Raw genomic sequence first — 13,635 nt, 5'->3', positions numbered from 1 at the left:
TGTATAACAAAGTGGTACGCCCTAAAGGATTCGAACCTTTGGCCTACGCCTTAGAAGGGCGTTGCTCTATCCAGCTGAGCTAAGGACGCATCAATATCAAAACCATGGTACGCTCGAAAGGAATCGAACCTTCAACCTACAGATCCGAAGTCTGTTGCTCTATCCAGTTGAGCTACGAGCGCCAATATAGTGGGGTGAGTTACGGGGATCGAACCCGTGACCCTCAGGACCACAATCTGATGCTCTACCAACTGAGCTAAACTCACCACATGGTCGGGGCGAAAGGATTCGAACCTTCGGCCCTCTGGTCCCAAACCAGATGCGCTACCAGACTGCGCTACGCCCCGTCGTTGTAATTTGGTCGCTCTTTTAATAACAAAGGATAATTGTAGCTTATTTTAAATTTATTGTCAAGCAAAAAAACTAAACTTTTAAAAACTCTCCAAGCAGCCGCATTCATTATAAATTTACTCTTAAATTTCAAACTAAAAACTATTAAGCTAGCCACTTAAATTTAAATAATACATATTAACTTGCAAAGTTAAAATCTCACCCAAGACCAAAGCTAAATTTCGAGTGACCTTTACTCTTATTTTAAAGGGGGAAGCGCTTATTGGCAAGAGCAATAAAAAAAACCATCAATGAAGCCTTAAATAGTTGCACCTTACTATAAGGCAACCCTCTGGATTAAAAGGTGGTAAGCGGGAGATAAATAAAACTAAAAAAGAGATAGTAATTGTATCGCTGGCTCAGTGTTTGCTAAATTTTTCTACAAATTTACTACAAAGATGTTTAAATAACCCCACTTCAATTTAAAAAGAGAAATTATTGAAATTTAAAAATACAAAGCTTTGCAACAAGAGTAAATTTTTGGAAGTTTTAAAGACTATAGCAGCAGTGGTATGAATTTTGCAGCTTTTGAGTTTAGTTAGACCGATAGCTTATGATACCCAAGAGCTGCAACAAAGATGAGCTAGGGCAATAAAGATTGCAAAGTCTATCAATACAAATCTTCTCTTGCTTTAATAGTCAAATAAAAAAGCCCGCTATTTTATAAGCGGGCAACTACTCTTTAGACCTCTTCTTTTTTTGCCTTTGGCGCATGATTTATCGCCACAACCACATCCTTTGTTGCCTTTAAAGTAAGTTTTATAAAGATACAAAGCTGCAATCAAAACCGCTCCACCCAAAACTAAAGGTAGTGTGGATTGTCCGTGAAGACCATATTTTTTAAATATCCTATCAAGTATAAAGGCGATTCGTGGCATATAGCCGACATCTTCAATAATTGCAATGATTGCAAAGAGAATTATAAAAATCAGTATATAGTTTAAGAGTGTGTTTGCACTATTTACCATCCACTCTCCAAAGTCCGTTATCATAGGGACTTGCGCAAGATATGGCTCTGGCAATATAGAGATGAAAAAGCTCTTAAAGCCTGCAAGGATATGCCAAGTGCAGTCTGTAAGTTTGTAGCCAAAAACTATGTCCAACTAATAGACCAAAAATATAACCAAAAGCAAGACAGGAAAGACCAACCATCTATTTAAAACTATTTTATCAACTATATCTGTAGCAGTCTGCTCTCCCCTTTTTTGCTCTGTTATGACGTTGTGTTAGATGATGTCGGCTGAATCATGTCTATATGCTGCTAAAAAACTAATCTCTTTATTGTATTTTTGTTTAAAGAGCTCTGACTTTTCCAAAACTAGCTTTTTTGGCTTCTCATCTTTAAAGAGATCAAAAACTATATTATCGCTCTCCAAAGCTTTGATAGTAAGCCATCTTGAAGAGATATTTAGCTTTTCATCTCTAAATTTGGGCTCTAGCTCTTCAATAAAAGGCTCAAGCTCTTCATAATTTATCTTAAAAATTGTTGTATTTGTCGCGCTTCTCATAAAGAGTGACAATATAGCCTCCATAACCTCTTCTTTGCCTACTCCCTTGGCACTATTTGTCGCAACAACAGGGCATCCTAGCCCTTTGGATATCTTTTTGAGATTTATATCTACTTCTTTTTGCAACATCAATCATATTTAAGACAATTATTGTAGGTTTTGAGATCTCAAGAAGTTGGAATGTAAGGTATAAATTTCTCTTTAAATTTGAAGCATCTACTATATTTACAATTATATCTGGATCTTCATATAAAATAACCTCTTTTGTAATACGCTCTTTAGTTAAGTAGGAGCTAAAAGGTAGGTGCCTGGTAAGTCTATAAACTAGGTATCATAATCGTCATAGCTAAAATAACCTGAATTCTTATCAATAGTTACACCAGGATAGTTTGCAATATGCTGTTTAATCCCGCTTACCATGTTGAAAAGTGTTGATTTGCCGCAGTTTGGCTGACCTGCTAAGACTAGCTTTATCTTCTTACTCATCTATCTTTTCAACCTCTATAAGCCTTGCTTCGCTATTTCTCAAAGCTACTAAATAGTTGTGAATTTTTAACTCTATTGGATCTAGTAAAGGTGCAGTTCTAACTACTTCAACTATAGATCCCACGATAAATCTCATATCAAGAAGCTTTTTAAACAACTTCCATTTTGCGTTTATAGCAGAATCCTACAGCGTTGTCCACTTTTCATCTCATTTCATCTCATCTAAACTCATGCCATCTCCAAATAAAATCACTAAATCTTGATATTTTAGATAATTAATATCAAAATCAAGCCAACTATGAGCTATGCTACTAAATAAAAGTTTTATATCTGCTTATATCAAGCCTCTTTTTTTAGTAGATAAAAGCTATAGATGAGAAAAATAGAAGTTACCAAATAGACTGTAAAAAGGACTCCAAACCACATATAGACAATCTCTAGTCCAAAAACAGTAACGATGAGATAAAAAGAGATTAGCAAAAAGACAACTTGTCTTAAGAAATTTAAGATAAAAATCATCATAGGTTTTTTTACAGCTTGCAAAAATGCAGCACAGACAAACATAGTAGCATAGCCGATAAATCCCAAGCTATCTACATAAAGATAGATAGATCCATACTCTATGACAGGCAAACTTTTATCAAAAAAAGCTATAAGTTTTGGTCCAAAAAATATACACAAAAGGCCTGCAAAAAAGCAGTAAATCATCATGATTTTAAGCACATATTGAAGTGTAAATTTCACCCTTTGAAAGTTTTTGGCTCCATAGTTCCTAGAAACTATGGCAAGAGTTGCACTACTAATCCCAAGAGCTGGAAGCAAAATCATCTGCTCAATTCTAAGTCCTACACCAGTTCCTGCCAAAGCTTCAACTCCGTAGGTGGAGACAAAATACATCGTAATAAAACTTCCAATGGCAATAGAGCTGTAGTTTAGGCAACTTGGAATGCCCTGAGCTATGATATGACGATAAATTTGGTAATTTGGAAGATATCTTTTAAGCGATACAAAGGTAAGCATGCCGCTCTTTTTGACCTTCAAAAGCAGATAAAAAACTCCGCAAATTTGAGCTATTGCAGTAGCTAATGCAATTCCCTCCATACAAAGTGGTGGTAAAAAAAGATAGCCCTTAACAAAAAGATAGCTAAGTGCTATATTTATAAAAAGCCCAACTATGAGCCAGTTTCTATAGGTTTTAGAATCCCCCAAACTCATAAGTATGCCATTTAGCGCATTTGTTGCTAGAAAAAATGGTGCTGATAAAAAGATGATTTGGATATATGAAAGTGCTAGATGATAAAATCCACCCTCAATACCACCAAGAACTCTTATGATAAATGGGGCAGACAAAAAGCCAACAACCGCCATAAAACAGCCAAAAAGCATCATAAAAACTAGCCCTTTATGAGCATAAATTTTTGCCCTTTGAACTTTTCTATCGCCCAAACAGTTGCCAATAATAGCAGTGATTGCCGCACCAAAACCAAAGCCTACTGCAATGATTAGAAAGTAGAGAAAAAAGCAGACCGAAATCCCAGCAACCGCACTACTTGAAATCATTCCAGCAAAAAACAGAGCACTGACATTGTATAAAGTGCTAAATATCATGCCAGTACTTGCAGGCAGAGCGATATCTTTTACAAGCTTTGGAATATCGTCCTTTAGTAAGTTCAACCACCCGACCTTTTTTTGATGTAGATGTTGATAAGCTCTACTGATAAAGAAAAGCCCATAGCAAAGTATAGATAGCTCTTTGATAGATGTATGCCAAAACCATCTATTATCAAAAAGACGCCGATAAGCACTAAAAATGCGAGAGCTAGAATTTTTATAGTTGGGTTTTTGTCTATAAATTTGCTGATAGCTCCACTTGCAAAAAGCATAACAATAACAGCTATGATAACTGCAAGTATCATGATCTCTAGATGATTTGCCATACCTACAGCTGTAATTACACTATCAAGTGAAAAAACGATGTCTAAAATCCCTATCTGAAAAACAATGACAAAAAAACTTGCACCTTTACCTATAGAGCTTTGATGAGCGCTCTCTCCACTTTGTTTAACGCTATGCAAAATCTCCATCACAGACTTAATGATAAGAAAGGCGCCACCAACTATAAGGATGAGATCTCTCCCCGAAATCCCAAGTCCAAAGAGATAAAAAAGCGGTTTTGTTAGTTTCATTATGACAAAGAGCGTAAGTAGAAGCAAAATTCTTGTTATCATAGCAAAGCCAAGTCCTAGATATCTTGCCTTATCTCTTTGATGCAGCGGAAGTTTATTACACATAATGGCGATAAAGATGATATTGTCTATACCTAAAACTATCTCCAAACTTGCAAGTGTAAAGAGGCTAAGCCACGCCTCTGGTAGAAAAATCCAATCAAGCATTGCCAACCTTTTTAGTAAGAAGTTTTATAATAGTCTCTGGCAAAAGCTCATGCTCTATGGAGTGGATTTTTTCTTCCCACTCTTCAAAACTCATATTGTTAGTTCGCTCAAATGCCCTTTGTACTATAAGCTTGCCACCATCTAGCTCACTACTAACATAATGAATACTAACACCGCCCAACATCATATCGCTCTCAAAGCTCTCTTTTATAGCATTAGCCCCTTTAAATAGCGGCAAAATCGATGGATGTAAATTTATAGCTTTGATGTTATCTGTAAAAACAGGTGTTAGTATTCTCATAAATCCTGCCAAAACTGTTAGTGAAATATTCTCCTTTTTTATCCTATCAACTAGCGCTCTATCGAACTCTTCTCTACTGTTAAATTTTCTGTGATCGATAATTTGTGTTGTTAGTTGATATTTGTTAGCTCTTTCTATACCATAAGCTTTGCTGTTGTTACAGATGAGAAGCGAACAGACTATTTTTGTATTGCCAAATGTCTTGTTATGAACCTTTTGTAAAATAGCCTCCAAATTTGAGCCGCTGCCACTAAATAAAATTGCAATTTTTTTTATAACCATTTTAAACCTTTTATAAGCTCCATGCTATCAAATGCATAGTCATTTACCTTGCTTTTTTTGGCACTCAAGGCATGTGCCAAAACTCCATTTATAGAAGCTTTCAATAGATTTTGTTTCTGTGCAATAAGTGCTGCAATAACTCCTGTTAGTACATCGCCACTTCCGCCCTTTGCAAGCTTTGGCGTTCCGCAGCTAACAACAAAGAGTTTGCCCTCTTTTGCAACTATTGTATTGGCACCCTTAAGAACCAAAACTCCGCCAAACTCCAAACTCCACATCTTTGCAAATTTAAATCTCTCCTTTTGAAGAGTTGCCACATCGATGTGCGCTAACCTTGAAAGAGAAAGTAGGCTAACAAACTCCTTTGGATGAGGTGTTATAACTGTGTTAGTATTGTTTTTTAAAAACTCTATAGTAGCGCTATTGTAGCACAAACCAGCATCTATAACGACTGATTTTTTTGTTAGTTTATCAAACTCTTTAAACTCATCTACAAATCCAGGTCCCACTACAATAACAGCGTCATCTTCTATATTTTCTTTAGTCATTATAGTTGGCGGCACAGATACTCTCTCTTTACTAACAATGCTAACAAGCCCAGCACCCATTGTTTGCGCTGCAAGTGCTGAAAGTATCGCTGCTCCACTCATCCTGCCCATAACAACATTTACTCTTCCAAAGTCTGATTTGTTAGTATTTTGTTCTCTTTTTACAAGCTCTAGATCTTTTTTTCTAACTAGTTTATAGTCGCTCTCTTTTTGATAGAGGCTTTTATCTACTCCCAAATTTGCAACCTCTATCTTACCTACAAAATCTTTGGCAAAATCACTCAAGCAGAGCAATTTAATACCACCCATCGCTATGGTAAAATCTGCCTTTATAGTGGTATTTCGCCCAAGTCCGCTAGGTAGATCTATAGCAATCCTAAGCCCTTTTTTGTCATTTATCCAATCTATGATCTCTACTATATTTTGCCCAATATCTCTATTTAGCCCACTGCCAAAAATCCCATCTAAATAGCACTTTGCCTCTATCTTTTCTTTTGTTACTACAACTCCAGCTTTTTGTGCGATAAGAAGTTGTTTTTGAAGCATTGGCGAGAGTTTATCAAAGCAAAGGTAGCAATAAGTTTTATACTCTTTGCTAAGCATTCTAAGTGCAGCCACTCCATCGGCACCATTGTTGCCACTTCCACAAAAAAGCAATACTTTAGAGCCTTTTTTAAGCTCTTTTCTAACTCTTTTTGCGATAGCAAAGGCGGCATTTTCCATCAATATCTCACTGTTAAGCCCAAGCTCATCTATGGCAATCCTGTCTAAAAACTCTGTCTCTTCATATAAATTTAACACATCTACTCCCGCACTCTAAAGCTAAGCGCTTCAATCATCGCCTCTTTTGAGATCTCTTTTTCGCCTCTTAGATCACTTATAGTTCTTGCAACTTTTAAACTCTTATTTATCCCTCTTTGTGTAAGAGCAAATCTTGATATAGCGCTATTTAAAAGCTCTTTTGCCAAGGCTGAAGTTTTGCAAAATCTCTCCACATCATCATCGCTTAGTTTTGCATTTAGCTCTTTTTGCCCCCTTTGTTTTTGTGCATAAAAAGCTTTCAAAACTAGCTTATATAGCTCTTTACTACTGACATCTGAAGTGTCGTTTTTGTCTATCTCATCCATTGCAACATAAAGATCGATTCTGTCCAAAAGTGGTCCTGAGATGGCATTTTTATATCTTTTGATCTCATTTGCACTACAGATACAATCGCTATTTTTGCTATATAAAAAGCCGCAAGGACAAGGATTCATTGCCGCTACAAAGATAAATTTCGTCTCATAACAAATTTTGGAATTTACTCTTGAGATGAGAATTCTATTATCCTCCAAAGGCTCTCTTAAACTCTCTAAAATCTTTTTTGGAAAGTGTGGCAACTCATCAAAAAAAAGCTCTCCACCATTTGCCAATGCAACTTCGCCAACTCTTGCATTTTGTGAGCCTCCTCCAAAAATAGAACCTCTAGTAGAGGTGTGATGAGGACTTCTAAAGGGACGAAAGGCACTAAAATCACTATCTTTGTTATCTAGTGACTCATAAGCCGATGCTAACAGTATCTCATCCAAGCTTTGTGGTGGCAAGATATATCTTATCCTTTTGGCACACATACTTTTGCCACTTCCAGGACTTCCCTCAAATAGTAAGTTGTGCATACCACTAGCTGCGATAAGCGAGGCTCTTTTGGCTCTTTTTTGCCCTCTTACAGAGATAAAATCAAGCGGATAGTTGTAGTTTGGCACGTAAATTTCACCATCTATCTCTATAACGTTTTCAAATATTTTGTGTTTTTTTGCAAAATAACAGCTCTTTTTAAACTCTTCATCTCTAAAAAATTGTATCGCATCGTCCAAATTTGAAACGGTGTAAATTTCTAAATTTGGAATGCTTGCCGCTCTATTGGCTATCTCATTTGGAACTAAAACTTTAGCACTTTTTACCTTGCTACTTAGAAAAAGTAGGTGTGAAAAAAGAGTTGCTGTTGATTTTACTAAGCCATCAAGTCCTAGCTCTCCAAAGACAAAAAACTCACTATCTATCTCTTCTTGTTGTAAAAAAATAAGCAGAGCAATGCTTAAGTCAAAGTGACTTCCCTTTTTGGGAAGATCTGATGGAGAGAGATTGATGATGATTTTTTTGGGTGGAAATGAAAAACCTCTATTTAGAAGAGCCGCTTTTATGCGGTTTTCGCTCTCTTTTATAGACTGACTTGGAAGCCCAACTATATTGAAGCTTGGCAAGCCCCTTATAAAAGTAGACTCTACATCAACAATGTTTAGTTCATCATTAAATGTAGCACATCTAAGCGATCTCATTTTTTCAATCTTTTCTTAAACTCTCTATCAAACTTTTTTCTTTTGTTATAACCAATATGCTCTATAAAAAGATGTCCATCTAGGTGATCGATCTCATGTTGAATGCAAACAGCAAGTAGTTCGCTAGCCTCAATGCTTTGCTTTTTGCCATGCCTATCTTGAAACTCAACTACTATCTCTTTTGCTCTTTTTACATCTTCATAAAATCCAGGCACAGACAAGCAACCCTCTTGATATAAAATCTCGCCATTTCTTTTGGTAATGACTGGATTTATAAGCTCCAATCTCTTAGAAGGCTCTTGCTCTCCCTCTTCATTGGGAAGATTTACAATAAGTGCTCTCACTGCCTGCCCAACTTGAATGGCTGCAAGTCCAATGCCCTTTTTTTCTATCATGGTTTCATACATATCCTCTAAAAAAGAGTGAAGCTCTTCGTCAAATTTATCTATCTTTTTTGATTTTTCATAGAGCTTTGGATTGGGATATGTCAAAACCGGAAGAATCATTCTTTGTTACTCTTCTTTAAAACTTTGTCAATAAGCCCATACTCAACCGCCTCAGCAGCGCTCATAAAAAAGTCTCTATCGCTATCTTTTATGATTTTTTCAAGTTTCTGCCCTGTGTTGTTGGCTAAAATTTGGTTAAGTGCCTCTTTTATACGAAGTATCTCTTTGGCCTGTATTTCGATATCTGTTGCTTGACCTTGTGCTCCGCCAAGTGGTTGATGTATCATGATGCGCGAATTTGGCAATGCATATCTTTTGCCTTTACTTCCACAACTTAACAAAAATGCCCCCATAGAGGCAGCTTGTCCTATGCAGATAGTTGATATATCGCATTTGATGTAGTTCATAGTGTCATATATACTAAGCCCACTTGTCACAACGCCACCTGGGCTGTTGATATATAGATAGATATCTTTAGTAGGATCTTCAGCTTCCAAAAAGAGAAGTTGCGCTACAACAGAGCTTGCCACAGCGTCATCTATCTCTCCGCCAAGCATAATAATGCGGTCTTTTAAAAGTCTTGAGTAGATATCGTAGCTTCGCTCTCCTCTTGCAGTTTTTTCTACTACATAAGGGATATAGTAGCTCATTGCTCATCCTCTTTGTCTTTCTTTTTACTTTTTACAAAAAGCTCATCAAAGAGTTTATTCTCTACCATTGCCATCTTTAACGCTGGCAAAACTCCTTGCTCTTGATATCTTTTAAAATGCTCTTTTGGATCTGCTCCATAGTTATAAGCCTCTAGATAGACTGCTTGAACTAACTCATTGTCGCTTACTTCTATCTTTTTTTCTTTAGCTAACTCATCAACTATAAATGTTAGTTTTACACTCTCTACAGCTTCTGGTCTTAGCTTTTCACGCTCTTGATTGATAGCCTCTTTATCCTCTTTAAATTTATCCAACTGCTCTTTGCTAAACTCAGTCCATTTTCCTCTAAATCTCATATCAATCTCTTGCTCTACTATATTTTTAGGAAGATCAAACTCAATCTTTTCAACTATACTTTTAGCAAAGGCTGGTTTTAACTCATCTTCTATAAGTTTTTTCATCTTGCCATCTCTTAGCTGCTCTTTTATGCGCTCCTCAAACTTCTCAACACTGATCTCTTTGTCATTTGGAAAGTATTTTTTCAAGGTCTCATCTGTGATAGTTTTTTGAACATCTTTAACTTCAATACCATTTAAAACTACTTTAAAAACAGCATCTTCTCCAGCTAAATTTTTTGCTTGATACTCTTTTGGGAAGGTAACTTTTATCTCTTTACTCTCTTTTACCTTCATGCCTATCATTCCATCTTCAAAGCCTGGGATAAACTGACCAGATCCAATCTCCAAAAGATAATCTTTTGCTGCACCGCCCTCAAACGCAACTCCATCTACAAAGCCCTCAAAGTCAAATTTAGCAAAATCGCCTTTTTCTAATACCTCTTTTTCTGATGGCTTAATCGGTGCAATCATCTTCAAAAACTCATCTACTTTTGCCTCTATCTCTTTTTTTGTAACTCGTGGAGTTTGATAGGTAGGAATTGCCTCTTCGTATCCTGTGATATCTACTTTAGGTCTAAAAGCAACCTCCATCTCAAGATCTAGTCCCTCTTTTTCTTCAAATTTAGAAAATATAGGATCACCTAAAATCTCATCTGCCTTTTTGCCAATCTTTTCTAAACCGCTATCTACGATCTCTTTAAAAAGCTCTTGTTTGGCATCTCTGTCTAGCTCTTTTTTGTATCGATTTAACACTACATTTAGTGGAACTTTTCCCTTTCTAAAGCCATCTATCTTTACCTGTTTTGACCATTTTGTAGCAAGCTCTTTTATCTTTTTATCGATACTTTCTTGATCTATCTTTGCCTTTATAACTGCATTTGCAGAGTCTAAGAGTTGTGAACTAATCTCCATATTATTCCTTTTTGTTTTGTAAATTTAAAATTTTTTATCTGTCAATATAGCAAAAATTACCTTTATTTTTATTTACACAAATTTAAAGAGTATAAAAGTCTAAAAAGAGTAAAATCAAGCAAAAAAAGGAAATATATGGTAGAAAAAAGCGAAGATTTTCAAAATGCCGTCAAAACTATACTTAAACTTATAGGCGAAGATCCCAAAAGAGAGGGGCTTATAAAAACTCCAGAAAGAGTTATGAAAGCATATCAATACCTAACAAGTGGCTATGAACAAAATCCAAAAGAGGTTTTAAACGATGCACTTTTTAGCAGCTCCAACAGCGAAATGGTGCTAATAAAAGACATTGAGTTTTATAGCCTTTGCGAACATCATCTCTTGCCAATCATCGGACGAGCGCACGTTGCCTACATACCAAATGGAAAAGTTGTTGGGCTTTCTAAAATACCGCGCATGGTGGATATATTTGCAAAAAGGCTTCAAATTCAAGAACAGCTTACCGAACAGATCGCTGCAGCCATTCAAAATGTTGTAAGGCCTTTGGGCGTTGGAGTAGTTTTGGAGGCAAGACATATGTGCCTTGAGATGAGAGGCGTTAAAAAAATCAACTCAACCACGACAACTTCGGCACTTAGAGGGACTTTTTTAACTGATCCAAATACTAGAAAAGAGTTTTTCTCACTTATCAACTCACCAAAACAGGCAAATTTTTAATTTAAATTTACTGTATTGTATTATGATTAAAGAAGATAAAAATTATCCTAATTAAAAGATAATAAAAGGAATCAAATGAAAAGAGTTTATTTAGACAACAATGCAACGACGATGGTAGATCCTGAAGTTCTTGAAGTAATGTTGCCTTTTTTAAAAGAAAAATATGGCAATCCAAACTCACTTCACTACTTTGGAAGCCAAACTCATCCAGCACTTAGAGAGGCAATGGATCAACTCTATGCAGGAATCAATGCCAAAGATAGCGATGATTTGGTAGTTACATCATGCGCTACAGAGAGTATCAATTGGGTGCTTAAAGGCGTCTATGTTGATATTATCAGAAATGGCGAAAGAGATAAAATCATAACTACCAAAGTTGAACATCCAGCTGTTAGGGCTACCTGTGAGTTTTTGGCAACTTTAGGTGCAAAGATAGAGTATCTTGGCGTAGATAGCAATGGACAAGTTTGTGTTGATGAGCTAAGAGAGAAGATAGATGATAAAACTGCTCTTGTTAGCACTATGTGGGCAAATAACGAAACAGGTGCTATTTTTCCAGTAAAAGAGCTTTGCGAAATCGCTCATGAACATGGTGCGCTTTTTCATACAGACGCAGTTCAAGCAGTTGGTAAAGTAAAAGTTGATGTTAGAGATGTCAATGCAGACTTTTTAAATTTCTCAGGTCATAAATTTCACGCTCCAAAAGGAGTTGGCGGGCTTTATATAAAAGACTCAAGAAAACTAACTCCACTTTTTCACGGCGGCGAACATATGGGCGGACGAAGAAGTGGAACGCTAAATGTAGCAGGAATTGTTGGAATGGGTAAAGCAATGGAGCTTGCAAACAAATATCTATTTATGGAAGATTGGCATGTAAAGAAACTTAGAGACAAACTTGAAGATGCGATTTTAAAGATAGATGATGTTAGCGTTGTTGGAAAAAGAGAGTTTAGAGTTCCAAATACTATCCTTGCAAGTATCAAGGGAGTTGAAGGCGAGGCGATGCTTTGGGATTTAAATAAAGCAGGCATTGCAGCTTCAACTGGATCTGCATGTGCAAGTGAAACACTTGAAAGTAATCCAATAATGGAAGCAATTGGAGCCGATAAAGAGCTTGCCCACACAGCACTTAGACTATCTCTTAGTAGATTTAACACCGAAGAAGAGATAGACTATGCAATAGAGCAGATAAACAAAGCAGTAGTTAGATTAAGAGCTATCTCAAGTAGTTTTGCATATGCACCAACAAATCATAAAAGTGGATTATAAAAAGGATAAAAGATGGCAAAAGAGAATTTAATAGGTGGTTCAATTTGGGATGAGTATTCTCAAAAAGTCCAAGATAGGATGAATAATCCTAAATTTATGGGTGAAATAACAGAAGATGAGGCAAAGAAAAAGGGCTATAAACTTATAGTTGCTGATTTTGGAGCTGAGAGCTGTGGTGATGCGGTTAGACTTTATTGGCTTGTAGATGAGAAGACAAATATTATAAAAGAGGCTAAATTTAAGAGTTTTGGCTGCGGAACAGCAATTGCGAGTAGTGATACTATGGCTGAGCTTTGTGTTGGCAAAACAGTTGATGAAGCTGTAAAAATAACAAACATAGATGTAGAAAAAGCGATGCGTGATGATCCAAATACTCCAGCCGTTCCACCTCAAAAAATGCACTGCTCAGTTATGGCATACGATGTTATAAAAGCCGCTGCAGCGCAGTATAAAGGAATAGATCCTGAGCATTTCGAAGATGAGATAATAGTATGCGAGTGTGCAAGAGTAAGCCTTGGAACAATAAAAGAAGTTATTAGGCTAAATGACTTAAAAACCGTTGAAGAGATAACTCAATACACTAAAGCAGGTGCATTTTGTAAAAGCTGTATAAGACCTGGTGGACATGAAAAAAGAGAGTATTATTTAGAGGATATTTTAAGAGATACTAGAGAGCAGATGGAGAGAGAGAAGCTTGAAAACATGTCAAAACAAAAGATAGAAAGTGGTGAGACTAAATTTGAAGAGCTAAATGTCATTGGTCAGTTTAAAGCTGTTGAAGAGCTTATCGATAAAGATATTCGTCCGATGCTTATAATGGACGGTGGCGATATGGAGATTTTGGATATCAAAACAACGCAAGATAGTATAGATATCTACATAAGATATCTTGGAGCTTGCAGTGGCTGTTCTGCTGGAAGCGCTGGCACTCTTATGGCTATAGAGTCAGTTTTGCAAAAAGAACTTAGCCCAAAGATAAGGGTTATGCCGATATAAATTTAAATAATTTAAGTCAAATTT

16 protein-coding genes and 4 tRNA genes are annotated in these 13,635 nt (G+C 36.4%); 3 read left to right on the top strand and 17 right to left on the bottom strand.

Annotated features, from left to right (window positions below; all coding sequences use genetic code 11):
• Positions 1 to 12 precede the first annotated feature (12 nt).
• The 17 genes from Q0X52_RS00690 to tig form a co-directional block, all read right to left on the bottom strand.
• Positions 13 to 89, bottom strand: a tRNA-Arg gene (locus tag Q0X52_RS00690).
• A gap of 16 nt (positions 90 to 105) precedes the next feature.
• Positions 106 to 182, bottom strand: a tRNA-Arg gene (locus tag Q0X52_RS00685).
• Positions 183 to 190: 8 nt separating this feature from the next.
• Positions 191 to 266, bottom strand: a tRNA-His gene (locus Q0X52_RS00680).
• A gap of 4 nt (positions 267 to 270) precedes the next feature.
• Positions 271 to 347: transfer RNA gene (locus tag Q0X52_RS00675), tRNA-Pro, on the bottom strand.
• A 699-nt stretch (positions 348 to 1,046) separates the two neighbouring features.
• Positions 1,047 to 1,493 carry a nucleoside recognition domain-containing protein gene (locus Q0X52_RS00670; RefSeq protein ID WP_297573476.1) on the bottom strand — a complete coding sequence of 149 codons (447 nt, stop codon included), beginning with the start codon at positions 1,491 to 1,493 and terminating at the stop codon, positions 1,047 to 1,049.
• A gap of 123 nt (positions 1,494 to 1,616) precedes the next feature.
• Positions 1,617 to 2,027, bottom strand: coding sequence for a hypothetical protein (locus Q0X52_RS00665; RefSeq protein WP_297573472.1), 411 nt, complete (start codon positions 2,025 to 2,027; stop codon positions 1,617 to 1,619).
• Positions 1,951 to 2,133 (bottom strand): FeoB small GTPase domain-containing protein, encoded by a 183-nt coding sequence (locus Q0X52_RS00660; RefSeq protein ID WP_297573988.1) that lies wholly within the window; start codon positions 2,131 to 2,133, stop codon positions 1,951 to 1,953. The genes Q0X52_RS00665 and Q0X52_RS00660 overlap by 77 nt, the downstream gene beginning before the upstream one ends.
• An 89-nt stretch (positions 2,134 to 2,222) precedes the next feature.
• Positions 2,223 to 2,384, bottom strand: coding sequence for a FeoB small GTPase domain-containing protein (locus Q0X52_RS00655; RefSeq protein ID WP_297573470.1), 162 nt, complete (start codon positions 2,382 to 2,384; stop codon positions 2,223 to 2,225).
• Positions 2,377 to 2,541: a FeoA family protein gene (locus Q0X52_RS00650; RefSeq protein WP_297573467.1), complete on the bottom strand. Its 165-nt coding sequence runs from the start codon at positions 2,539 to 2,541 to the stop codon at positions 2,377 to 2,379. Before Q0X52_RS00650 ends, Q0X52_RS00655 begins: the two co-directional genes overlap by 8 nt.
• A gap of 182 nt (positions 2,542 to 2,723) precedes the next feature.
• A complete protein-coding gene (locus Q0X52_RS00645) occupies positions 2,724 to 4,058 on the bottom strand; it encodes an MATE family efflux transporter (protein WP_297573464.1) in 1,335 nt (444 codons plus the stop codon).
• On the bottom strand, positions 4,055 to 4,777 hold the full coding sequence (locus tag Q0X52_RS00640; protein ID WP_297573462.1) for a TerC family protein: 723 nt from the start codon (positions 4,775 to 4,777) through the stop codon (positions 4,055 to 4,057). The genes Q0X52_RS00645 and Q0X52_RS00640 overlap by 4 nt, the downstream gene beginning before the upstream one ends.
• Positions 4,770 to 5,360 (bottom strand): phosphoribosylglycinamide formyltransferase, encoded by a 591-nt coding sequence (gene purN, locus Q0X52_RS00635; protein ID WP_297573459.1) that lies wholly within the window; start codon positions 5,358 to 5,360, stop codon positions 4,770 to 4,772. Before purN ends, Q0X52_RS00640 begins: the two co-directional genes overlap by 8 nt.
• Complete coding sequence (locus Q0X52_RS00630; RefSeq protein ID WP_297573456.1) at positions 5,351 to 6,709, bottom strand: NAD(P)H-hydrate dehydratase; 1,359 nt, start codon at positions 6,707 to 6,709, stop codon at positions 5,351 to 5,353. The genes purN and Q0X52_RS00630 overlap by 10 nt, the downstream gene beginning before the upstream one ends.
• A 2-nt stretch (positions 6,710 to 6,711) precedes the next feature.
• Positions 6,712 to 8,223, bottom strand: a complete 1,512-nt coding sequence (locus Q0X52_RS00625; RefSeq protein WP_297573453.1) for a YifB family Mg chelatase-like AAA ATPase — start codon at positions 8,221 to 8,223, stop codon at positions 6,712 to 6,714.
• Positions 8,220 to 8,729: a peptide deformylase gene (gene def, locus Q0X52_RS00620; RefSeq protein WP_297573450.1), complete on the bottom strand. Its 510-nt coding sequence runs from the start codon at positions 8,727 to 8,729 to the stop codon at positions 8,220 to 8,222. The genes Q0X52_RS00625 and def overlap by 4 nt, the downstream gene beginning before the upstream one ends.
• Complete coding sequence (gene clpP, locus Q0X52_RS00615) at positions 8,726 to 9,319, bottom strand: ATP-dependent Clp endopeptidase proteolytic subunit ClpP (protein ID WP_297573447.1); 594 nt, start codon at positions 9,317 to 9,319, stop codon at positions 8,726 to 8,728. The genes def and clpP overlap by 4 nt, the downstream gene beginning before the upstream one ends.
• A complete protein-coding gene (gene tig / locus Q0X52_RS00610) occupies positions 9,316 to 10,629 on the bottom strand; it encodes a trigger factor (protein WP_297573444.1) in 1,314 nt (437 codons plus the stop codon). Before tig ends, clpP begins: the two co-directional genes overlap by 4 nt.
• A 135-nt stretch (positions 10,630 to 10,764) precedes the next feature.
• Here tig and folE point away from each other — a divergent pair, with 135 nt between their 5' ends.
• The 3 genes from folE to Q0X52_RS00595 all read left to right on the top strand — a co-directional run bounded on the left by folE (position 10,765) and on the right by Q0X52_RS00595 (position 13,611).
• Positions 10,765 to 11,346 carry a GTP cyclohydrolase I FolE gene (gene folE / locus Q0X52_RS00605; protein WP_297573441.1) on the top strand — a complete coding sequence of 194 codons (582 nt, stop codon included), beginning with the start codon at positions 10,765 to 10,767 and terminating at the stop codon, positions 11,344 to 11,346.
• Between the two features lie 75 nt (positions 11,347 to 11,421).
• Positions 11,422 to 12,615 carry a NifS family cysteine desulfurase gene (locus tag Q0X52_RS00600; protein ID WP_297573438.1) on the top strand — a complete coding sequence of 398 codons (1,194 nt, stop codon included), beginning with the start codon at positions 11,422 to 11,424 and terminating at the stop codon, positions 12,613 to 12,615.
• Positions 12,616 to 12,627: 12 nt separating this feature from the next.
• Positions 12,628 to 13,611, top strand: coding sequence for an iron-sulfur cluster assembly scaffold protein (locus Q0X52_RS00595; protein ID WP_297573436.1), 984 nt, complete (start codon positions 12,628 to 12,630; stop codon positions 13,609 to 13,611).
• Positions 13,612 to 13,635 lie beyond the last annotated feature (24 nt).

The sequence above is a fragment of the uncultured Campylobacter sp. genome, from assembly GCF_947255105.1.
GTDB lineage: Bacteria > Campylobacterota > Campylobacteria > Campylobacterales > Campylobacteraceae > Campylobacter_B.
Note: the sequence above shows the minus strand (reverse complement) of the source record. Positions and strands in the feature narration are given on the sequence as shown.